This is a genomic window from Nonomuraea sp. B208 (genome assembly GCF_057536035.1).
Map to the genome: position 1 here is coordinate 240,702 of NZ_BAAJOU010000028.1, position 18,473 is coordinate 259,174.

An 18,473-nucleotide genomic window follows, 5' to 3' on the forward strand; every position below is an offset into this window, starting at 1 on the left:
ATGACAGAAGGAGCTCCGCGGCCGAAGGCCCGCGATCTCAACCAGGTGATCCGCTACACCATGTGGTCGGTCTTCCAGGCGACCGAGCCGTGCCCCGCCGACCGCGACGGCCTGGCGGGCGAGGTCGAGGAGCTGCTGGAGCAGGCCGCGGGCAAGGACGTCGTGACCAGGGGGGTCTACGACGTGTCCGGGCTGCGGGCCGACGCCGACTTCATGTTCTGGTGGCACGCGCCGACGCCGGAGGACCTGCAGGACGTCTACTCCCGCTTCCGCCGCACGGCGCTCGGCCGGCACAGCAGGCCCGTCTGGTCGGCCATGGCGCTGCACCGGCCGGCCGAGTTCAACAAGTCGCACATCCCGGCCTTCCTCGCCGAGGAGGAGCCGCGCGCCTACGTGAGCGTCTACCCGTTCGTCCGCTCCTACGAGTGGTACCTCCTGGAGGACTCCGAGCGGCGGGCGATGCTGGCCGAGCACGGCCGGATGGCGCGCGACTACCCCGACGTGCGGGCCAACACAGTCTCCTGCTTCTCGCTCAATGACTACGAGTGGATGCTCGCCTTCGAGGCCGACGAGCTGCACCGCATCGTCGACCTCATGCGTACGCTGCGCGGCGCCGCGGCCCGGCGTCACACCCGGGTCGAGATCCCGTTCTACACCGGCGCCCGCAAGCCGGTGCGCGAGCTGGTCGAAGCCCTGCCGTAACGGGTTCTACTCGGTCAGGGCGGCGCGCAGGCGCCACGCGCCGAGCGCGAGGAGCGCCGCCGCGTAGCCGGTCAGCACGCCGAGCTGCGGCAGGACGCCGGTCAGGCCGGCGTCCCCGCGCAGCAGCCCGGCGAAGCCGTCCAGGGCCCAGGCGTGCGGGGTGACGTGCGCGAGCAGGCGCATGGGCGCGGGGAAGAACTCCAGCGGCGCCATCGCGCCGCCGATCGCGGCCAGGCCCAGGCCGAGCAGCAGGCCCAGCGCGCTCGCCTGCTGCTCGGTGCGCGCCGCCGCCCCGAGCAGCATCGCGGCCCCGCCGCTCACCAGCGCGAACGCCACCAGCAGCAGGGCCGCGCCCGCCGGGTCACCCCAGCGCACCCCGAACAGCAGCGCCGACCCGGCCATGATGACCAGGCCCTGGAGCAGGGCCACGCCCACCCGGCCCGCGGCCTCGCCGAGCAGGATGACGCCGACCGGCACCGGGGCCGCGTACATCCGGCGCGAGATCCCGAGCCGGCGCGTCTCGATGACCGCCGGGGCGGCGTTCAGCGAGGTCAGGAACATGAACAGGAGCAGCTGCGAGGTCGCGGCGACGTCGTAGCCGCCCGGAGGGGACGGGCCGGCCGCCCCGGCGGCGCTCACGGCGACCGTGACGCCGGGCGCGGGAGCGGCCTCCGCCCTCGCCACCAGCTCGTCGAAGCCGCCGGACAGGCCGGCGCTCCGCGCGTACGCGGCGGCCCGCGCCGGCATCGTCACCCGCGTGACCACGGCGTTCAGCGCGACGCCGAGCCGGCGGGCCGTGGGCTCGTCCCGGCCGATGAACGCCAGCGTGACGGGGGTGTAGGAGCGCAGGGCGCGGTCGTACCCGGCCGGGACGATCAGCGCGCCGGCCAGCCTGCCGCGCTCGACCGCGTCGCGGGCCTCGGCGTCGCCGCTCACCGGCACGACGCGGTGGCCGGCCGTCTCCAGTGCCCGTACCAGCTCGGCCGCCCGGGGGCCGCCGTCGGCGTTCACGACGCCGAGCGGGGGACGGAAGCCGGAGCCGAACGACAGCCCCAACACCATGATCAGCACGATCGGGAAGATGACGACGAAGAAGACGTTCGTCCGGTCGCGGAAGAGCCGGACCAGGTTCGCCCAGGCGATCGCCCCGGCGGCGCGCGCGCTCGTCATGGCCGCAGCATCCTTCCCACCCGGAGGAGCGCGAGGCCGGTCGTGACCGCCGCGAAGGCGAGCAGCGCCAGCGTCGGCCCCGGCGCGACCGCCGGCGCGTGCTCCCCGTGCAGGTCGGCGAGGCCCTGCAGGAACCAGCGGTGCGGGGTGAGCAGGCTGAGCGCGGCGAAGGCGTCGCCGAGCTGCTGGACGGGCACGAACACGCCGCCGAGCACCCCGAACAGCACCGCGACGACGCTCTGCAGGTTGCCCGCCTGCTCGGCGGTCCTCGCCACCGTCGCCACCAGCGCCATGACCCCGGTCGCGGCCAGCACGCCCGCCACGACGAGCAGCCCCACGCCCAGCGGATGGCCCCAGCGCGCGCCCAGGAGCAGCGCGGCGGCGCTCATGAGGACGGCCGTGGCGGCGACGCCGGCGACGAACCCCGTCAGCAGTTTCGCCAGCGCGATCGCGGCCCGAGGGACCGGCGCGGCCAGCAGCCGGGCCAGGGTGCCGTCGCGGCGCTCGTCCAGGATCGAGCTGAAGCCGAACTGCACGGTGAAGAAGAGGAAGAACACCGCCATCCCGGCCGCGAACCCCTCCGCGAGCGAGAGCTGCCGCCGCTCCGCCCCCAGGTCCTCGACGGTGACCGGGCGGGGGACCAGCGTCGCCCCCTCGAACGTCCCGCCGTCCACGACCGCGAGGGTCACCTGCACGTAGCGGACCTCGGCGGCGAAGGACTCGGCGATCGCGCGGGCCACGTACGCGCCCTGGCCGGAGTCGCCGATGATCTGGAGGGTGGTGGGCCGGCCGCCGGTCACCGCGTCGCTGAACCCGGGCGGGACGACGTAGGCGGCGTCCGCCTCGCCCCGCTCCACCGCCGCGCGCGCCTCCCGCTCGTCCGCGACCGGGCGCAGCCTGATGACGCCGTTCCGCTCCAGGGGGCGCAGCGCCTGCTCGGCGAACGCGGTGACGACCGGCCCGCCGTCCCGGTCGGCCAGCGCGAGCGTCGGCGCCGGCTGGGCGTCGACGCCCCTGAACACCAGGCTGAACACGGCCGCCAGGGCGAACGGCACCACCAGCGCGAGCAGGAACAGCGAGCGGTCGCGTACCCGCTGGCGCAGGTCCTTGGCCATGACGAGGAGGGTCGCGCGCATGTCAGTCCCGCAGCGCCTTGCCGGTGAGGTGCAGGAACACCGACTCCAGGTTCGGCTCGTGCACCTCGGCCGCGCGTACGGTCACGCCCGCCTCCGTGGCCGCGCCGAGCACCCGGGGCAGCGCCCGGCCGGCGTCCTCGACCATCACCTCGACACGGCCCTCGTGCCCGGTGGCCGCGCGCACCTCGGGCAGCGCCAGCAGCGCCGGCACCACCCGCGGTCCCTCGACCGTCAGCGTGATCCGGTCCAGCTCGCCCACCAGGCCGACCAGCTCCCTGCGGGTGCCCTCGGCCCTGATCCGGCCGAGGTCGAGGATGCCGATGCGGTCGCAGAGGCGTTCGGCCTCCTCCATGTAGTGGGTCGTGTAGAGGATCGCGGTGCCCTCGCCGGCGAGCGCGGCGACGCTCTCCAGGATGGCGTTGCGGCTCTGCGGGTCCACGCCCGCGGTGGGCTCGTCCAGGATCAGCAGGGGCGGGCGGTGCAGGAGGCCGACACCGATGTTGAGCCGCCGCTTCATGCCGCCCGAGAACTCCTTGACGGCGTCCTTCGCCCGGTCGGTGAGTCCGACGACGGCCAGCACCTCATCGATGCGGCGGCGGGCCTCGGCGCGGCCCAGGCCGTGCAGGCGGGCGAAGAAGCGCAGGTTCTCGCGGGCGGTGAGGTCGGGGTAGAGGGCGAGCTCCTGGGGGACGTAGCCGATGCGGCGCTTGCCCCAGGTGCTCGACGGGCTGTGCGGACGGCCGCAGACCAGCACCTCGCCGCCGTCGCGGCCGAGGATCCCGGCGATCATCGAGATCGTGGTCGTCTTGCCGGCGCCGTTGGGGCCCAGCAGGCCGTACGTCTCGCCGGCGGCGATGGCGAAGCTGACGTCGGCGACCGCCACGAGATCGCCGAACGTCTTGCGTAACTCATGACATTTCAGGATCTCGTCCTGGGCCACAACCGTAGTGTGATCGTAGGCGTCCTACACCGGCAAGCCCCGACCGACCGGGGCCCACGGGGGTGAGGAGGCCGCCATGCGTCCACCTGGCAAGCCCCGCCACACGCCGGACCCGGATCCGGCACGGCGGGAAGAGGCCCCGCGGCCGGGGAGCCGCAGGCAAGCGAGCGGACGACACGCGGCCCAGCGCCCGCGGCGCCTGTGGGGGCACGGGCCGTGGTGGCGCAGACTGCGGCGGCGCGGGTCGAGGGGGCGCGATGCGCGGAATGATGCGGCCCGTCAGGCCTCTGCGCGCCCGGCTCTTGCGCGTGCGGCTTCTGGGCGTTCAGTGGTCGCGATGGTCGTGGGGGCGCTCGTGCTGGCCGGGGGAGTGGCGGGGGCGCTCGCCGGCGGGGTGTTCGGCGGCGCGTTGGCAGGCGGCGGGACGAGCGGCCCAGGACTCGCCGCGCTGCCGGGCGGGACGCGGTCGGACGGTCCGGCGTCATCCGGGCGAGCGGACGGTACAGGGCCGCGAGCGGGCGTTCCGTCCGCGGCGAGCGACGCGGCCCGGCCGGCGGCCCCGGGAGGTCCGGGCTCGTCCGCCACGTCCGGGAGAACTACGGCCCCGGGCTCGTCGGCCGCCTCCCGGGGGACCGCCGCTCCCAGACAGACCACCTCTGCGGCGGACGCGCTCAACGGCGGAGCCGCCACGACCGCGCCGGTCCCGGGCACCGGCACCACCGGCCCGGCCGCGATCCCCGGCGCCACCCCACCCCAGGACGAGGGCTTGCTCGCCATCCCCGGTACGGACACGGCCGACGACAACCGCACCGACGGCTACAACGTGGACGGCTACAACATCGACGGCTACCGGGCCGACGACTACCGCACCGACGGCTACCGGGCCGACGGCCCGTCCTCGCACACCGACCACCGCGCGATGGACTACTTCCGCGCGCACTGGGCCCCCGCCGACAAGGCACAGAGCCGCGTCACGGACATCCGCTCCGTCGGCGGATATTTACGCATCTACACAAACTTGCCGGAGTCCGCGCGCAACTCCCGCACCGCCGTCGTCCTGTGCGAACGCGGCATGGACTACCTGCGCGCCGCCGGAGCGACCCGCCGCGTGGTGTTCGTACACGCGCGCCTGGGCGGCAACGGCAACCCCGTGCTCGCCAACATCATCGGCCCCTCTGACCGCAGCTGCACCCTCACCCACCCCGCCCCGGAATGAGGGCTCAACGCACCCGTACGCGCGTCTTCGAGCACACCTCGCACCGCTGGGTGACGACCCGGCCGATGGTCTCGATCGTCACCCACCGGTGGCGGAGATGGATGAACCGCACGCGGGGAGGCTTACCCGTGGCCCAAGATTGGTACGCGGAGTCGCTGAGTGATCACGCCTTGGGTTCGAGGCGCAGCGACACCGAGTTGATGCAGTAGCGATCGTCGGTGGGCGTGGGGTAGCCCTCGCCGTGGAAGACGTGCCCCAGGTGCGAGTCGCACCTCTCGCAGCGCACCTCGGTGCGCACCATGCCGAGGCTGCGGTCCTCGATCAGCTTCACCGCGTCCGACTCCGAGGGGGCGTAGAAGCTCGGCCACCCGCAGTGCGACTCGAACTTCGTGTCGGAGCGGAACAACTCGGCGCCGCAGGCGCGGCACGAGTAGACGCCTTCGACCTTGGTGTCGACGTACTCCCCCGTGAACGGGCGCTCGGTCCCGGCCTCCCTGAGGACGTGGTACTCCTCCGGGGAGAGCTGCGACCGCCATTCGGCCTCGCTCTTGACGACCTTTTCCATACCCCCAGAGTACGAGACGGCCGAAGTGCGAGATCCGGCAAAAAGAGATCTCCGCAGGGTGAAGCATCCATTCTGGGGAGAATTCGCGTCTTTGTCGGTAAGGGGGTGTCATCGCCTCCTGCGAAGGGGTGAGATCGTCCGCGGACCCGATGAGCGGCACAGCCCACGCCCGTGCTGGCGCCGCTGAAGGGGTCGGAACGGCCGGCCGGGTGGCGCGCCAGCGCCCGGAACGGCGGTGGACGATCTGCAGGCCCGCCCTGTCGAGCCCTCGGTCCCGCCACCGAGAAGTGCTCCGGGGCGGGCCCACCCTGCTCGCGACCGGCCTGCCACCCGGTTTCTGTCGGAGAAGGGCTGTAGGTTCCTGGGCATGGCATCGCCGTTCATCGAGCTAGAGGTGGGGGAGCGCACCGTCAAGGTGACCAACCCCGACAAGGTCTACTTCCCGCAGCTCGGCGCCACGAAGCGCGAGCTGGTGGAGTATTACGTCAGCGTCGGTGAGGGCGCGCTGCGGGCGCTGCGCGACCGCCCGACCAACATCAAGCGCCACCCCGACGGCGTGCAGACCGACGCTATCTACCAGAAACGCATGCCGCCCAAGCACCCCGACTGGCTCCAGTCGGTCACGGTCACCTTCCCGAGCGGACGCACGGCGCAGTCCCTGCGCGTCACCGAGGTGGCCGCCCTGGCCTACTGCGCCAATCTCGGCACCATCGACTTCCACCCCTGGCAGGTGCGCGCCGCCGACGTCGAGCACCCCGACGAGCTGCGCATCGACCTCGACCCGCAGCCCGGCCTCGACTTCGACGCCGCGCGCCGGGCCGCCTTCCTGACCAGGGAGGTTCTCGGCGAGCTGGGCATGACCGGCTTCGTGAAGACCTCCGGCAACCGCGGCGCGCACATCGCCGTACGCATCGAGCCGAGATGGGACTTCATCCAGGTCCGTCACGCCGGCATCGCCCTGGCCAGGGCGGTCGAGGAGCGTGATCCTGGCCTGGTCACCACCGCCTGGTGGAAGGAGGAGCGCGGGGAGCGCGTCTTCATCGACTTCAACCAGAACGCCCGCGACCGCACCGTGGTCAGCGCCTACTCCGTGCGGGCCCAGCCGCACGCGCCCGTCTCCACCCCGCTGACCTGGGACGAGCTGGCCGACGCCGACCCGCGCGACTTCGACATCCGCACCGTGCCCGCCCGCTTCGCCGAGCTGGGCGACGTGCACGCGGCCATCGACGACCACGCCTACTCGATCGAGCCGCTGCTGGAGCTCTACGCCAAGGACGATCGCGGCGACATGCCCTATCCGCCCAACTATCCGAAGATGCCGGGCGAGCCGATGCGCGTGCAGCCCAGCCGCGCCCGCCACCCGGAAGCCTGACGCCGCCGCCGGTTGCCCGGGAGGCACCGGGGTGCCGGGACATGCCGGTGACGAATCGGCGGCGGGTCGATCCATGCCGGGCCAGGTGGCGAATCAGGTTGATGTGTGGCGGTCAGTGGCGGGCGATCTGGTGCGGGGCCAGTTCCCGTGTTTCGCCCCGTTCCAGATAGACCACCCGGTCGCCCAGGCCCGCCTGCTCCACGTGGTGCCGGAAGTCGTCCAGCGGCGAGGTGAAGACGGTGTAGTCGTCGTAGTGGATCGGCACGACCGTACGCGGATCGAGCAGGTCCACCCACGAGGCGCCCTGGCTGCCGTCCATCGTGACGAGCAGGGTCCCGAGCAGCTTGGTCCCGCCCAGGTGGACGAGTGCCACGTCGATCTCCGGGAAGCGGCGCGGGATCGCGTCGAGCCGGCGGTCGAGCAGCGTGTCGCCGCTGATGTGCAGGCGCAGCTCCACCCGTTCATCGCGGTCACGGAACTCCAGCATGGTCCCGATGACCGGCGGCAGCAGCCGCTCCAGCGGCCCCGGCGCGTGCTTCGCCGGCAGCGCCGTGATGGTGACGCTACCCTGGGCGTTCCGCAGCTCGTGCTGCTGCCACTGCCGCAGGCCGACGCTCTGGCCGAAGCCCCGGCGGCGGAGCTTGCCGGCCGCGGAGAGCGTGGTCACGATGGGCGTGTCGCGGTCCAGGCCCCTGCGGGTGACCCGGTCCCAGTGGTCGCCGTGCATGTGCGAGAGCACGACCGCGTCCAGGGTCGGCAGGTCCTCGATCTCCAGGGCGGGGTCCGTACGGCGGCGCGAGACCAGGCCGTGGCCCAGGTAGGCGCGCTGTCCGCGGTGCAGGAAGTTGGGATCCGTCAGCAGCGTGAAGCCGTTGTAGCGGATCAGCGTCGTCGCGTTCCCGATGAACTGGATGCTCCCCTTCACGGCGGCGCTCACTCCGGGTGCGGAGACTGCTGTCCGGGGGGCACGCCGCCGCCCTTGCCGCCGCCTTTGCCGCCCTTGTCGGTGCCGTGCGGCCGCGCCGAGCGCTTCCCGCCGCTCCTCGTCTCGGGGATGGCGTTCGCGGACTTGGACTCGGTGGCAGATTTGCCTGATCTGCGTAGTTCGGGCTGCTGTGGGTTACTCATGGTGTTTCGTCCTCACTTGTACGGCTTGTCCGAGGTCCCCTGCCACCTCGGTCGAGAGCCAAACACCGCGAACAGAACGTACCGGCCTGTTTCACTTCGGTCACATAACTTGACGCTCGGTCCAATAGTTCGCAAGGCTCGCTAGAGCATCGGGGGCGACAGCCGACTCTTCGGGAGCCTTCCATGGCAAGAGCGCGACGTCTCGCGGCCGCGGGAGCGGTGACGGCTTTAGTGGTGGCGGGAGTGAGCCTCGCCGCCTCCGCCTCCGCCTCCGCCGTCATCCGCACCGATCCCCAGGTGCCGGGAACGGGATCCGCCTGCGTCCTACCGCCGCCGCTCCGCTGCGACGCGCCCGCCGACAGCTCGTGGACCGGAGGCGACCCCGGGCCGCCCGCCTCCCGGCCGAGCGGCGGGGACGACTCGTGGTCGGGCTCCGGCGACTCCTGGTCGGGCCGGGGCGACTCCTGGTCGCCGGTCCCCGACGACCCCCGGTCCGACGCCCCGGCCCCCGGCGACACCTGGTCCAGCGTCCCGACCCCAGGCGACACCTGGTCCGGGGGCCCCGCCCCGCAGGACTCCTGGTCCTCGGCGCCCACCCCGCAGCCGTCGGACGCGCCCTGGCGGCCGGCCCGCGAACGCGAGCACCGGGTCCCCCGCGGCCACCCCGAGACGGGCGGCGGCGGGCTCGTCCATGACGGGCCGGTGTGGGCGCTCGCGGTCGGCGGATTCGCCCTGATCACGGGCGCGGGCCTGACCGGCGTCGCGGTACGCCGCCGCCGGGATGCCGACTGACCCTGCGCCCCCCGCGCGAACGGCCGGCAGGGGCGGGCAGTGGGGGATCTGGGCGCTGACGGCCGTGGTCACGGTGGCGGGGCTGGCGCTGATCGCGTACGGGCTGCGCGGCATGACAGGGGACGGCGGCGAGCCGGCCCCATCGGCGGGAACGACGGCGGGGACGACGGCGCGGCAGGCGCCGCCCGGCGCCGCGCCCGTGACCGGCCCCCTGCCCGTCGGCGTGGTCGCCCGGCCGATGAAGGCCGCCCGCCCCACCGCCGTCTACATCCCGTCCGTCGGCGTGGCGGCCCCCCTGATGGAGCTGGGCCTGGACGCCGGCGGCGCGATCCAGAACCCGCCGCTCGACCATCCGAACCTGGCCGGCTGGTACCGCTACGCCCCCGTCCCCGGCCAGCGCGGCGCCGCCGTCATCACCGGCCACCTCGACACGAGGAGCGGCCCCGCCGTCTTCGCCCGCCTCAAGGACGTCAGACGCGGCGACCAGGTGCAGGTGCTGCGCGCCGACCGCTCGGTGGCCGTCTTCGTCGTCGACCGGGTCGAGCACGCGCCGAAGTCCGGCTTCCCCGCGCGGAAGGTCTACGGCAAGCTCTCCTACCCGGGCCTGCGGCTGGTGACCTGCGGCGGGACGTTCGACCGGCGGGCGCACAGCTACCGGGACAACACGATCGTGTACGCCCACCTCGCGGCCCCGTACTATCCCGGAGCCGGGAGCTGACCGGTCACGGGTCGCGGGGCAGCCCGAGCGCCCGTTCGGCGATGATGTTGAGCTGCACCTCGGTGGTCCCGCCGCCGATCGTGAACGCCCGGGTCGTCAGGATCATGCGGCTCCAGTAGGGGTCGTCCGGGGCGAGCGACCAGCAGAACTCGGAGATCGCCTGCGAGTGCCGCATGCCGAGCAGCTTCCGTACGCTCGCGGCGGCCCCCGCGTCGCCCCCCGACAGCTTCGACAGCGTCACCCGCAGCCCGAGGGCCGAGATGGCCTGCCCCTCCGCCCACAGCCGGCCCGCCTGCTCGCGCCGCGCCTGCCCCAGCGCGGGCAGCCGGGCGATGAGATCGGCCATGTCGGTGTGCTGCGATCCGGGCCCCCAGGAGTCGCCGAGCGCGACCCGTTCGTGGGAGAGGGTGTCCCTGGCGACCCGCCAGCCCTGGTCCACCTCGCCGACGACCAGGTCGTCCGGGACGAAGACGTCGTCGAGGAACACCTCGTTGAAGATCTCGTCGCCGTTGATCTCCTTGAGCGGCCGTACGGTGACGCCGGGGGAGGACATGTCCACCAGGAAGTACGTGATGCCGTCGTGCTTCGGCCGGTCGGGCGAGGTGCGGGCCAGGCAGATGCCCCAGTGGGCGTACTGGGCGAGCGAGGTCCAGATCTTCTGCCCGGTGAGCGCCCAGCCGCCCTCCACGCGCACGGCCCTGGTCGTCAGGCCCGCCAGGTCCGAGCCCGCGCCGGGCTCGCTGAAGAGCTGGCACCACACGATCTCGCGGGTGAAGGTCTTCGGCAGGAAACGTTCCCGCTGCTCAGGGGTGCCGTACGCGACGATGGACGGCGCCGCCCAGGCGCCGATGCCGAGGTTCGGCCGCTTGAGTCCGCGGAACTCCTGATGGATGATCACCTGCTCCAGCGGCGACGCGCCCCGGCCCCACGGTTTCGGCAGGTGCGGCATGATCCATCCCTCCCGGGCGAACCTCGCCTTCCTGGCCTCCGGCTCCTCGGCGCGCAGCGACTCCGCCTCGGCCCGGACGGCGTCCCTGACGGCGGCGGCCTCCTCGGGCAGGTCCGGCTCCATCGCCCGCCGTACGCCGGCCACCGCCAGCCCGGTCACCTCCTCCGCCCACGGGCCGGGGTCGCCGGCGAGCATGCGGTCGGACAGCGCCCGGCGGTAGTAGCGGTGGGCGTCGTGCTCGAAGGTGTAGCCGATGCCGCCGAGCACCTGGATGGCGTCGGCGGCGCACCGTACGCCGGCGTCCGGCCCCAGCACGCCCGCGACGGCCACGGCCAGGCGGGTCTCGTCGTCGAGGGTGGGCCCGTCCAGGGCGCGGGCGGCGTCCCAGACGGCGGCGCGGGCCTGCTCCAGGGCCACGAGGGCGGCGGCCACCCGGTGCTTGACGGCCTGGAACTGGCCGATCGGGCGGCCGAACTGCTCGCGGACCTTGGCGTACTCGGCGGCCGTCGCGACCGCCCAGGCGGCGACCCCGCAGGCGTCCGCGCCCAGCAGGACGGCGGCGATCTCCCGTACGGGGGCGTCGCGCAGCACCGCCTCCGCCGCGGGGGGCCGCTCCAGGGTCACGGTGCAGAGGCTCCGGTCGAGGTCGACGCCGTCGGCGGGGGTGACGGTGACGGCGTCCCGCCCCAGCAGCGCCCAGGACCCGTCACCGACCGGCACGAGGAAATGGCCGGCGTCGGCCGCCCCGAGCGCGAGCACGGAAAGGCCCCCGCCGGCCGGGCGGAGGGCGACGGCGGCGGTTCTCGACCCGTCCGCCAGGGCGGCCACGACGTCGTCGTGGCCGCCGCTCCGCGCGAGGACGGCCGACGCCACGACGCTCGCCAGGTACGGCCCGCCGGCCCGCCGCTCGGACAGCGCCTCCAGGGCGACGCACAGCTCCAGCAGCCCGTACCCCTGCCCGCCGCAACGCTCCGGCAGGTGCAGCCCCAGGAGCCCCTGCGCGGCCAGTGCCGGGTGATCGGCGCCGCGCCCGGCGAGCCCGCGCACGGACGCGGCCAGCGCCCGGTGTTCCTCACTCAACCCGATACTCATGGCACCGAACCTAGAACATTGTTCGGTGTACCTCCAGTCCAGGAAAAATGGTTGGCCCCCCGCCACCCGTCCCGGCTACAGTCCGAATCGTCAGCATCGGATCGAGGAGAAAGCCGGGCAGGCGACCCCGCCGCCCCTGGAGGGAGTGCGTTTATGACCGTCACGCTGCGGCGTGCGCCTCGACGTGCCGCCGGCCCCTCCTGCCGCTGACCCGCGTTCACCCGCACCGACCGGCCGGAGGACGACAGCCCACGGCACCGGCGTGCCCGCGCGTCCATACGCGCGACGGCCCGCCAGGCGCACCCTTGCCGCATTCGTCGACGCTCATCGTTCTTCTTCCGGCAAGGAGCAACCCGCGTTGTCCAGCAACGGCAAACCACGATCCACCATTTCCACCGACACGTTCGCCTGCGTGCGCTGCGGCCTCACCGTGACCGCCGCCGCGCCCGACGGCGCCCGCCGCAACCACTGCCCGAGCTGCCTGCACTCGCTGCACGTGCTCGACCGGGTGGAGGGCGGCCCGTCCGAGTGCCGCTCGCGCATGATCCCGATCTCGATCGCGGTCCTGCGCACCGGCGACTGGATGCTCATCCACCGCTGCACCCGCTGCGGCGAGCTGACGTCCAACCCCATCTGCGGGGACGACAACCAGCTCATCCTCATGCGCATGGCGGTACGCCCGCTCGCGCAGCCGCCGTTCCCGCTTGAGGCGTTCGGTGATCTGTGACATGCCCAGGAGGAACCCTGGCCGTGGCGAACGGCCGCAACGGCGCAAGATCGCGGTCCGGCACGGCGAGCGCGGCGACGCGTTCCGCTGTGTCGGCTGCCGGCTGGACGTGCCCATGTCCGCGCCCGGCACCGCGCACCGCAACCACTGCCCGCACTGCCTGACCAGCCTGCACGTCGATCGCCGGGTGCCCGGGGACCGCCGGGCGGGCTGCCGGGGCCGGATGGCGGCGTTCAGCGTCACCGTCCGGCCGGACGGCGAGTGGCTGATCATCCATCACTGCCAGTCGTGCGACGAGCTCAGCGCGAACCGCATCGCCGGCGACGACAACGCGCTGGCGCTGCTCCGGATCGCCATGCGCCCGCTGTCCGCGGGCGGCCGGCTCCCGGCCTCGGCGCTGCTCGCGATCTGAGGACACCCGTAGAGCACAGCGAAGCCCCCGGCGAACGGGAGGGCCACCACAACCACGCCCGTCGATGCCGGGGGCTTCGCTGCTTTTCTATCGTGTCCGCCGCCCGCCGCGAGGCTCAATCGCCGAATTCGAGGTGCAGCGCCCGGGTGAAGTCGGCAACGGCCTCCTCGTGGCGGTCCAGCTCCTGGAGGATCTCGCCCCGCACCCGGTAGGCCCAGACGTACTCGTCGTCCAGTTCGAGGGCCCGGTCCAGGTCGTGCAGGGCCGCCTCGTTGTCGCCCAGCTCGCTCAGCACCGCGCCCCTGCTGCCCAGCGCCCGGTCGTTGTTCGGGTCCAGCTCCAGGGCGCGGTTGAGGTCCTCCAGGGCCTCCTCGTAGCGGTCGATCATGCGCAGGGCCTCGCCGCGCCTGCTGAGGGCGCGTACGTGGCCGGGGTCGATGGCGAGGGCCTTGGCGTAGTCGTCGATGGCCTCGGGGTAGAGGTTGAGCCGCTGGTAGAGGTCGCCGCGGGCCACCCACGGGTACGGCTGCTCGCCGTTGATCCTGATGATCTTGGCGTGCTCGTCCAGGGCCTCGTCGAGCCGGTTGAGGTCCACCAGCGCGTCCGCCTTCGCCTCCAGGATCCACAGCGAGTCGGGCGTCAGGGTGAGGGCGTGCTCGAAGTCGGCCATGGCCTCCTCCAGGCGGTCCATCGCCGCGTACGTCTGCCCCCGTGAGCCCAGCGCGTACGCGCTGTCGGGCTCCAGCTTCAACGACTCGTCGAAGTCCGTCAGCGCGGCGTCGTACCGCTCGATCATCCGGTGGCTCTCGCCGCGCAGCCGCCAGGCGCGGGCGTTGTCGGGCACCAGGGCGATCGACTCGGTGAGGTCCGCGATCGCGGCCTCGTACCGCGACAGGGCGATGTACGACTCGGCGCGGCTGCGCAGCACCGACGCCCGCGACTGAGCCGCCGCCTCGGGCATTCCGGGCTCGGCCCGGTCCTTGATCCCCTCGCTCATGACGCGGAACTCTATCCACTAGATCTGGATAATGGCCGCCTTTTCCCGGGTGAACTCCAGGACCGAATCGTGGCCGTACCCGCTGTCCTTGACGCCGCCGAACGGCAGGCCGGGCGGCATCTGCCGGTAGGTGTTCACCCAGACCGTCCCACTCCGCAGATCCCGGACGAACCGGTGCGCCCGCCCCAGGTCGCGGGTCCAGACGCCGGCCGCGAGCCCGTACGGCGAGTCGTCGGCGATCTCCAGCGCCTCCTCGTCGCTGTCGAACGGCAGCGCCACCGCCACCGGCCCGAAGATCTCCTCCTGGCACACCCGCAGCGCGTTGTCCTCGGTCGCGAACAGCGTCGGCTCCACCCAGTAGCCGCCCGGCAGCTCCGGCACCACCTCCGCGCCGCTCCGCCCGCCGAACACCAGCCGGGCGCCCTCCTTCGCGGCCAGCTCCAGGTACGAGGTCACCCGCTCGAACTGCCCGGCCGACACGATCGGCCCCATCGTGGTCCGCAGGTCCTGGGGGTCGCCCAGCACCAGCCCCGCGCAGGCGTCCCTGATCCGGCCGAGCATCTCGTCCCAGATCGAGCGGTGGATGAGGATGCGCGAGCCGGCGACGCACACCTGCCCGGCGTTGCCCGTGTAGATCGAGTCGACGGTGACGCCCCGGGTGGCGGCGTCGAGGTCGGCGTCGGGGAAGACGATGTTGGGCGACTTGCCGCCCAGCTCGAACGTCATCGGCTTCAGCGCGTCCGCCGACGCGCGGGTGATCGCCCGGCCGGTCTCCGTGGAGCCGGTAAGGCTGATCTTGGCGACGTCGCGGTGGCGTACGAGGGCGTCGCCCACCTCCTCGCCGAGCCCGCCGACGATGTTGAGCACGCCGGGCGGGAACACCTCGGCCAGCAGCTCGCCCAGCCGCAGCACCGACGCGCTCGCCTGCTCGGCGGGCTTGACGACCACGGTGTTGCCGGCCGCCAGCGCGTACGCGGCCTTGGCGGAGAAGGTCGAGACGGGGGAGTTCCACGGGATGATGCAGACCACGACCCCGTACGGCTCGCGCCGGGTCAGGCCGAGCGTGTCCGGCCCCAGGATGACGGTGTCGCCGGTGACCGCGTCCAGGCACTGCCCGGCCGCGAGCTGCCACAGGAACGCCATCCCCGGCAGGTCCCTCCTCAGCGTGTCGCGCAGGATGCGGCCGTTGTCGCGGGTCTCCAGCCGGGCCAGCTCCTCCGCGTGCCGGCCGAAGATCTCCGACACCTTGCGCAGGTGGTGGGCGCGGGCCAGGGCGGGCAGCGCCGCCCAGGCGGGGAAGGCCGAGGCGGCCGCGGCCACGGCCGCCTCGGCCTCCGCCGGGCCGCCGGCCGGGACGCGCGCCCACGCCTCGCCGGTGCTCGGGTCGACCGACTCCATCGTGCGGGACGCGGCGACCAGCTCGCCGCCGATGAGATGACGATAGTCAGGCACGCGACCAAGCATATGCTTGCTTGACAGAAGGGGCCAGGCGAGGCGGGGCCGGGGGCGTTCTAGGATCGGGGTATGCAACTGGCCCCCGGAGTGCACGTCGCCGTCACCGACCGGCACGGGGGCGTCAGCGCCCCGCCCTACGGCTCGCGCAACCTCGGCGGCATGGTCGGCGACGACCCGGCCGCCGTGCGCGCCAACCGCGCCGGTGTCGCGGCCGAGCTGGGCGTGCGGGCCGTGGTCTACATGCGCCAGGTCCACAGTGCCGACGTCGCGTACGTGAGCGAGCCCTTCGGCGACGACCCGCCGCCGCTCGACGGCGTGTTCACCACCGAGCCCCGGCTGGCGCTGGCCTCGCTCGGCGCCGACTGCCCGGCGGTGCTGGTGGCCGACCCGGTCGCGCGCATGGTGGGCGCCGCGCACTCCGGCCGCCCCGGCACCGAGGCGGGCATCGCGACGGCGCTGGTGACGGCGATGGCCGCGAAGGGCGCCGAGCCGGGCCGGATGGTCGCGCTGATCGGCCCCGGCGCGTGCGGCCGCTGCTACGAGGTGCCCGCCGAGCTGCGCGAGCGCGTGGCCGCGAAGGTGCCGGAGACGTGGTCCACGACGTCGTGGCAGACGCCGGCGCTCGACCTGCGGGCCGGCATCGAGGCCCAGCTCAGGGCGGCCGGGCTGGCGGAGATCCGGCACGACGCGCGCTGCACCATCGAGTCGAAGGAGCTCTACTCCCACCGCCGCGAGCAGCCGGGCGGCCGGTTCGCGGGCCTCGTCTGGCTCGACTGACGCCCGCGGCCGGCGGCGCTCAGTCCTTGCCCCGGCCGTTGTTGAAGACCACGTTCACGATGATGATGCCGACCCAGACGGGTATGAGGAGGAATCTCTGCCCCTCGCCCACGAGCGCCAGCGTCAGCGTGGCGACCGTGCCCAGGGACAGGGAGACGATGGCCAGGGCGAGCCGCTGCCCGTCGTTCGACCGGCGCTGGGCCGACGCCTTCGGGCCGGCCTGGGCCAGGCGCTCGTCCACCCGCCGGTCGACCTCCTTGCCCATCTTGTCGAGGAACGACTCCACGATGGCGTCCTCGAAGTCGGGCCCTAAGTCACGGCGAGCCGAGACAGCGGCCTTCAACTCATCCCCAGTGCTCATGCCTAGACACTATTGGGGCATTCCGCTCAGTGGGCAAGGATGTCATCGAGGTTGTAACTGACCGGACGCTCCAGCTGCTCGTACGTGCACGACTCCGGCGTGCGGTCCGGCCGCCACCGGCGGAAATGGGCCGTGTGCCGGAACCGGTCGCCCTCCATCTGGTCGTAGGCGACCTCCATCACCCGCTCCGGCCGCAGCGGGATGAACGACAGGTCCTTCTTGGCGTTCCACCGCGACACCGCGCCCGGCACCCGCTGGCCGCCCCTCGACGGCCCGGCGGCCGGCTGCCCCACGTTGGCCTGCGCCGCCTCGGCCCAGTGCCCCCACGGGTGCTCGCCGAGGTCGGCGATGAGCGGCCGCAGCTCCTCCACCAGCTCGGCCCGGCGCGCCATCGGGAACGACGCCGCCACCCCGACGTGATGCAGCTTGCCGTCGTCGCCGTAGAGGCCGAGCAGCAGCGAGCCGACGATCGGCCCCGACTTGTGCTCGCGGTAGCCGCACACCACGACGTCGGCCGTGCGCTCGTGCTTGACCTTGAACATGGTGCGCTTGTCCGGGACGTACGGCTGGTCGCCGGGCTTGACGATGATGCCGTCGAGCCCCGCCCCCTCGAACGTCTCGAACCACTCGTCCGCCTGCCGGTCGTCGGTCGTCACCGGCGTCAGCCGGATCGAGCCGCCGTCCTTGGTGAACAGCTCGGTCAGCCGGGCCCGGCGCTCGGCGAACGGCGCCTCCATCAGCGACTCCTCGCCGATGGCCAGCAGGTCGAAGGCGATGAACTGGGCGGGCGTCTCCTCCGACAGCAGCTTCACCCGCGACTTGGCCGGATGGATGCGCTGCTGCAGCGCGTCGAAGTCGAGCTGCGAGCCTCTGGGCAGCACGATCTCGCCGTCGATCACCACCTTGTCGGGCAGCTCGGCCTTCGCCGCCTCGACGATCTCCGGGAAGTAGCGGGTGAACGGCCGCTCCTTGCGGCTGCCGAGGTAGACCTCGTCGCCGTCGCGGAAGATGATGCAGCGGAAGCCGTCCCACTTGGGCTCGTAGAAGAGGTTGCCGTCCTGCCTGGGCATGGCCTTGACCGGTTTGGCCAGCATGGGCGGCACCGGCGGGCGTACGACCAGGTTGGGCACCGGCTCCGGCTCGGGCTCCTCGGCCGGCGCCGCGTTGACTGTCGGGTCCGTGGTCATGCGTGATCTTCCTTCCCCGTGACGTATCTGCAGAAGAGGGCCCCCTCCTCCTCCAGCACCTGGACCAGGTCCAGGCCGACCAGCGCGGCCTCGCCGTTCTGGATGCGCGCCGCGTCGCCGCCGACCAGCAGCGGGCTGATCGTCAGGCACAGCTCGTCGACCAGCCCGGCGGCCGAGAGCTGGGCGTTGACGAGAGGACCGCCCTCGCACAGGATGCGGCCGAGACCGCGCTCGTGCAGCCGCGCCACGCCCTCGTGCAGGTCGACGCTCTCGTCGCCGGCCACGATGACGTCGCAGCCCTTGGCCAGCTCGGCCCGCCGCTCGCGCGGCGCGGCCTCGCAGGTGATGACGAGGGTGCGGCTGGGCGCGCCGGTGAACAGCGGGTGGCGTGGGTCGAGGTCGAGGGTGCGGGAGACGACCGCGATCGGGGGCACGTCGGGCCGGCCCGCGCGGATCTCCGCCCAGGAGGCGCGCGGCTCGATCGGGCGGTAGCCCTCGGTGCGCACGGTCGCCGCGCCCGCCATGACGACGTCGGCGAGGCCGCGCAGGACCTGGAAGACGCGCTTGTCGCCACGGGTGGACAGGCCGCCGGAGCGGCCCTTGAGCCAGGCGGCGCCGTCGGCGCTGGAGACCATGTTGAGCCGCAGCCACGGCCGGCCCTCGGGATAGGCGTACGCCTGGGCGATGTCCGGATTGTCGTAAATGTCGGGAAGGATGCGCCGCACCCCTCTACCTTGGCACACGCCACCGACAACCGGCCCGGGGGCGTCCGCCGGT

At 73.2% G+C, this 18,473-nt stretch carries 20 protein-coding genes; 8 read left to right on the forward strand and 12 right to left on the reverse strand.

From position 1 onward, the window contains the following. Positions 1-702, forward strand: coding sequence for a hydrogen peroxide-dependent heme synthase (hemQ, locus tag AC27IY_RS37375; protein ID WP_091082099.1), 702 nt, complete (start codon positions 1-3; stop codon positions 700-702). Positions 703-708: 6 nt separating this feature from the next. On the opposite strand, the gene AC27IY_RS37380 is transcribed toward hemQ, so the two are convergent. From AC27IY_RS37380 to AC27IY_RS37390, 3 genes are read right to left on the reverse strand one after another with little or no spacing between them, the layout of a single operon-like run. After that, positions 709-1,872, reverse strand: coding sequence for an ABC transporter permease (locus tag AC27IY_RS37380; protein WP_487180916.1), 1,164 nt, complete (start codon positions 1,870-1,872; stop codon positions 709-711). Then, positions 1,869-3,008 carry an ABC transporter permease gene (locus tag AC27IY_RS37385; RefSeq protein ID WP_487180917.1) on the reverse strand — a complete coding sequence of 380 codons (1,140 nt, stop codon included), beginning with the start codon at positions 3,006-3,008 and terminating at the stop codon, positions 1,869-1,871. Before AC27IY_RS37385 ends, AC27IY_RS37380 begins: the two co-directional genes overlap by 4 nt. A 1-nt stretch (position 3,009) precedes the next feature. Next, positions 3,010-3,948, reverse strand: coding sequence for an ABC transporter ATP-binding protein (locus AC27IY_RS37390; protein ID WP_487180918.1), 939 nt, complete (start codon positions 3,946-3,948; stop codon positions 3,010-3,012). Between the two features lie 337 nt (positions 3,949-4,285). Here AC27IY_RS37390 and AC27IY_RS37395 point away from each other — a divergent pair, with 337 nt between their 5' ends. Continuing rightward, positions 4,286-5,164 carry a hypothetical protein gene (locus AC27IY_RS37395; protein WP_487180919.1) on the forward strand — a complete coding sequence of 293 codons (879 nt, stop codon included), beginning with the start codon at positions 4,286-4,288 and terminating at the stop codon, positions 5,162-5,164. A gap of 163 nt (positions 5,165-5,327) precedes the next feature. Here the strand turns inward: AC27IY_RS37395 and msrB are convergent, their stop codons facing one another. Then, positions 5,328-5,729, reverse strand: coding sequence for a peptide-methionine (R)-S-oxide reductase MsrB (msrB, locus tag AC27IY_RS37400; RefSeq protein ID WP_020542927.1), 402 nt, complete (start codon positions 5,727-5,729; stop codon positions 5,328-5,330). Positions 5,730-6,096: 367 nt separating this feature from the next. Between msrB and ligD the strand changes: the two genes are divergently transcribed. Continuing rightward, positions 6,097-7,101 carry a non-homologous end-joining DNA ligase gene (ligD, locus tag AC27IY_RS37405; protein WP_344212255.1) on the forward strand — a complete coding sequence of 335 codons (1,005 nt, stop codon included), beginning with the start codon at positions 6,097-6,099 and terminating at the stop codon, positions 7,099-7,101. A 112-nt stretch (positions 7,102-7,213) separates the two neighbouring features. On the opposite strand, the gene AC27IY_RS37410 is transcribed toward ligD, so the two are convergent. Both AC27IY_RS37410 and AC27IY_RS37415 read right to left on the reverse strand, forming a co-directional pair. Continuing rightward, positions 7,214-8,026, reverse strand: a complete 813-nt coding sequence (locus tag AC27IY_RS37410; protein ID WP_423450804.1) for an MBL fold metallo-hydrolase — start codon at positions 8,024-8,026, stop codon at positions 7,214-7,216. Positions 8,027-8,034: 8 nt separating this feature from the next. Next, a complete protein-coding gene (locus tag AC27IY_RS37415) occupies positions 8,035-8,229 on the reverse strand; it encodes a hypothetical protein (protein ID WP_344212251.1) in 195 nt (64 codons plus the stop codon). A 219-nt stretch (positions 8,230-8,448) separates the two neighbouring features. On the opposite strand from AC27IY_RS37415, the gene AC27IY_RS37420 reads away from it, so the two are divergent. Both AC27IY_RS37420 and AC27IY_RS37425 read left to right on the forward strand, forming a co-directional pair. Then, a complete protein-coding gene (locus AC27IY_RS37420) occupies positions 8,449-9,021 on the forward strand; it encodes a hypothetical protein (RefSeq protein ID WP_487180920.1) in 573 nt (190 codons plus the stop codon). Continuing rightward, positions 9,011-9,739: a class F sortase gene (locus AC27IY_RS37425; protein ID WP_423476681.1), complete on the forward strand. Its 729-nt coding sequence runs from the start codon at positions 9,011-9,013 to the stop codon at positions 9,737-9,739. The genes AC27IY_RS37420 and AC27IY_RS37425 overlap by 11 nt, the downstream gene beginning before the upstream one ends. Before the next feature lie 4 nt (positions 9,740-9,743). On the opposite strand, the gene AC27IY_RS37430 is transcribed toward AC27IY_RS37425, so the two are convergent. After that, entirely contained in the window at positions 9,744-11,780 is a 2,037-nt protein-coding gene (locus AC27IY_RS37430) for an acyl-CoA dehydrogenase family protein (protein ID WP_487180921.1), read from the reverse strand. Positions 11,781-12,138: 358 nt separating this feature from the next. Here AC27IY_RS37430 and AC27IY_RS37435 point away from each other — a divergent pair, with 358 nt between their 5' ends. Both AC27IY_RS37435 and AC27IY_RS37440 read left to right on the forward strand, forming a co-directional pair. Continuing rightward, positions 12,139-12,507, forward strand: a complete 369-nt coding sequence (locus tag AC27IY_RS37435; protein ID WP_344212243.1) for an RNHCP domain-containing protein — start codon at positions 12,139-12,141, stop codon at positions 12,505-12,507. A gap of 1 nt (position 12,508) precedes the next feature. Then, the gene (locus AC27IY_RS37440; protein WP_344212241.1) at positions 12,509-12,919 is read left to right on the forward strand and encodes an RNHCP domain-containing protein; all 411 of its coding nucleotides are present in this window, start codon (positions 12,509-12,511) and stop codon (positions 12,917-12,919) included. A 115-nt stretch (positions 12,920-13,034) separates the two neighbouring features. Here the strand turns inward: AC27IY_RS37440 and AC27IY_RS37445 are convergent, their stop codons facing one another. Together AC27IY_RS37445 and AC27IY_RS37450 are read right to left on the reverse strand one after the other, a co-directional pair. After that, positions 13,035-13,916: a tetratricopeptide repeat protein gene (locus tag AC27IY_RS37445; RefSeq protein ID WP_364444399.1), complete on the reverse strand. Its 882-nt coding sequence runs from the start codon at positions 13,914-13,916 to the stop codon at positions 13,035-13,037. An 18-nt stretch (positions 13,917-13,934) separates the two neighbouring features. Beyond that, positions 13,935-15,368, reverse strand: coding sequence for an aldehyde dehydrogenase family protein (locus AC27IY_RS37450; RefSeq protein WP_487180922.1), 1,434 nt, complete (start codon positions 15,366-15,368; stop codon positions 13,935-13,937). A gap of 72 nt (positions 15,369-15,440) precedes the next feature. On the opposite strand from AC27IY_RS37450, the gene pgeF reads away from it, so the two are divergent. Continuing rightward, a complete protein-coding gene (gene pgeF, locus AC27IY_RS37455; RefSeq protein ID WP_364444405.1) occupies positions 15,441-16,148 on the forward strand; it encodes a peptidoglycan editing factor PgeF in 708 nt (235 codons plus the stop codon). A 19-nt stretch (positions 16,149-16,167) separates the two neighbouring features. Here pgeF and AC27IY_RS37460 read toward each other — a convergent pair whose 3' ends face one another. The 3 genes from AC27IY_RS37460 to AC27IY_RS37470 are packed head-to-tail and all read right to left on the reverse strand — an operon-like array spanning position 16,168 to position 18,421. Continuing rightward, positions 16,168-16,509, reverse strand: a complete 342-nt coding sequence (locus AC27IY_RS37460; protein WP_344212233.1) for a hypothetical protein — start codon at positions 16,507-16,509, stop codon at positions 16,168-16,170. 26 nt (positions 16,510-16,535) lie between these two features. Beyond that, on the reverse strand, positions 16,536-17,696 hold the full coding sequence (locus tag AC27IY_RS37465; RefSeq protein ID WP_487180923.1) for an ATP-dependent DNA ligase: 1,161 nt from the start codon (positions 17,694-17,696) through the stop codon (positions 16,536-16,538). Further along, positions 17,693-18,421, reverse strand: coding sequence for a pyrimidine reductase family protein (locus AC27IY_RS37470; RefSeq protein ID WP_449946071.1), 729 nt, complete (start codon positions 18,419-18,421; stop codon positions 17,693-17,695). The genes AC27IY_RS37465 and AC27IY_RS37470 overlap by 4 nt, the downstream gene beginning before the upstream one ends. Positions 18,422-18,473: the final 52 nt, after the last annotated feature.

What these genes read in the sequence shown, in the direction of transcription:
- hemQ (WP_091082099.1), top strand. Translation starts at nt 1, where the DNA reads ATGACAGAAGGAGCTCCGCGGCCGAAGGCCCGCGATCTCAACCAGGTG.
- AC27IY_RS37380 (WP_487180916.1), bottom strand. Translation starts at nt 1,872, where the DNA reads ATGACGAGCGCGCGCGCCGCCGGGGCGATCGCCTGGGCGAACCTGGTC.
- AC27IY_RS37385 (WP_487180917.1), bottom strand. Translation starts at nt 3,008, where the DNA reads ATGCGCGCGACCCTCCTCGTCATGGCCAAGGACCTGCGCCAGCGGGTA.
- AC27IY_RS37395 (WP_487180919.1), top strand. Translation starts at nt 4,286, where the DNA reads ATGGTCGTGGGGGCGCTCGTGCTGGCCGGGGGAGTGGCGGGGGCGCTC.
- msrB (WP_020542927.1), bottom strand. Translation starts at nt 5,729, where the DNA reads ATGGAAAAGGTCGTCAAGAGCGAGGCCGAATGGCGGTCGCAGCTCTCC.
- ligD (WP_344212255.1), top strand. Translation starts at nt 6,097, where the DNA reads ATGGCATCGCCGTTCATCGAGCTAGAGGTGGGGGAGCGCACCGTCAAG.
- AC27IY_RS37415 (WP_344212251.1), bottom strand. Translation starts at nt 8,229, where the DNA reads ATGAGTAACCCACAGCAGCCCGAACTACGCAGATCAGGCAAATCTGCC.
- AC27IY_RS37425 (WP_423476681.1), top strand. Translation starts at nt 9,011, where the DNA reads ATGCCGACTGACCCTGCGCCCCCCGCGCGAACGGCCGGCAGGGGCGGG.
- AC27IY_RS37430 (WP_487180921.1), bottom strand. Translation starts at nt 11,780, where the DNA reads ATGAGTATCGGGTTGAGTGAGGAACACCGGGCGCTGGCCGCGTCCGTG.
- AC27IY_RS37440 (WP_344212241.1), top strand. Translation starts at nt 12,509, where the DNA reads ATGCCCAGGAGGAACCCTGGCCGTGGCGAACGGCCGCAACGGCGCAAG.
- AC27IY_RS37445 (WP_364444399.1), bottom strand. Translation starts at nt 13,916, where the DNA reads ATGAGCGAGGGGATCAAGGACCGGGCCGAGCCCGGAATGCCCGAGGCG.
- pgeF (WP_364444405.1), top strand. Translation starts at nt 15,441, where the DNA reads ATGCAACTGGCCCCCGGAGTGCACGTCGCCGTCACCGACCGGCACGGG.
- AC27IY_RS37460 (WP_344212233.1), bottom strand. Translation starts at nt 16,509, where the DNA reads ATGAGCACTGGGGATGAGTTGAAGGCCGCTGTCTCGGCTCGCCGTGAC.
- AC27IY_RS37465 (WP_487180923.1), bottom strand. Translation starts at nt 17,696, where the DNA reads ATGACCACGGACCCGACAGTCAACGCGGCGCCGGCCGAGGAGCCCGAG.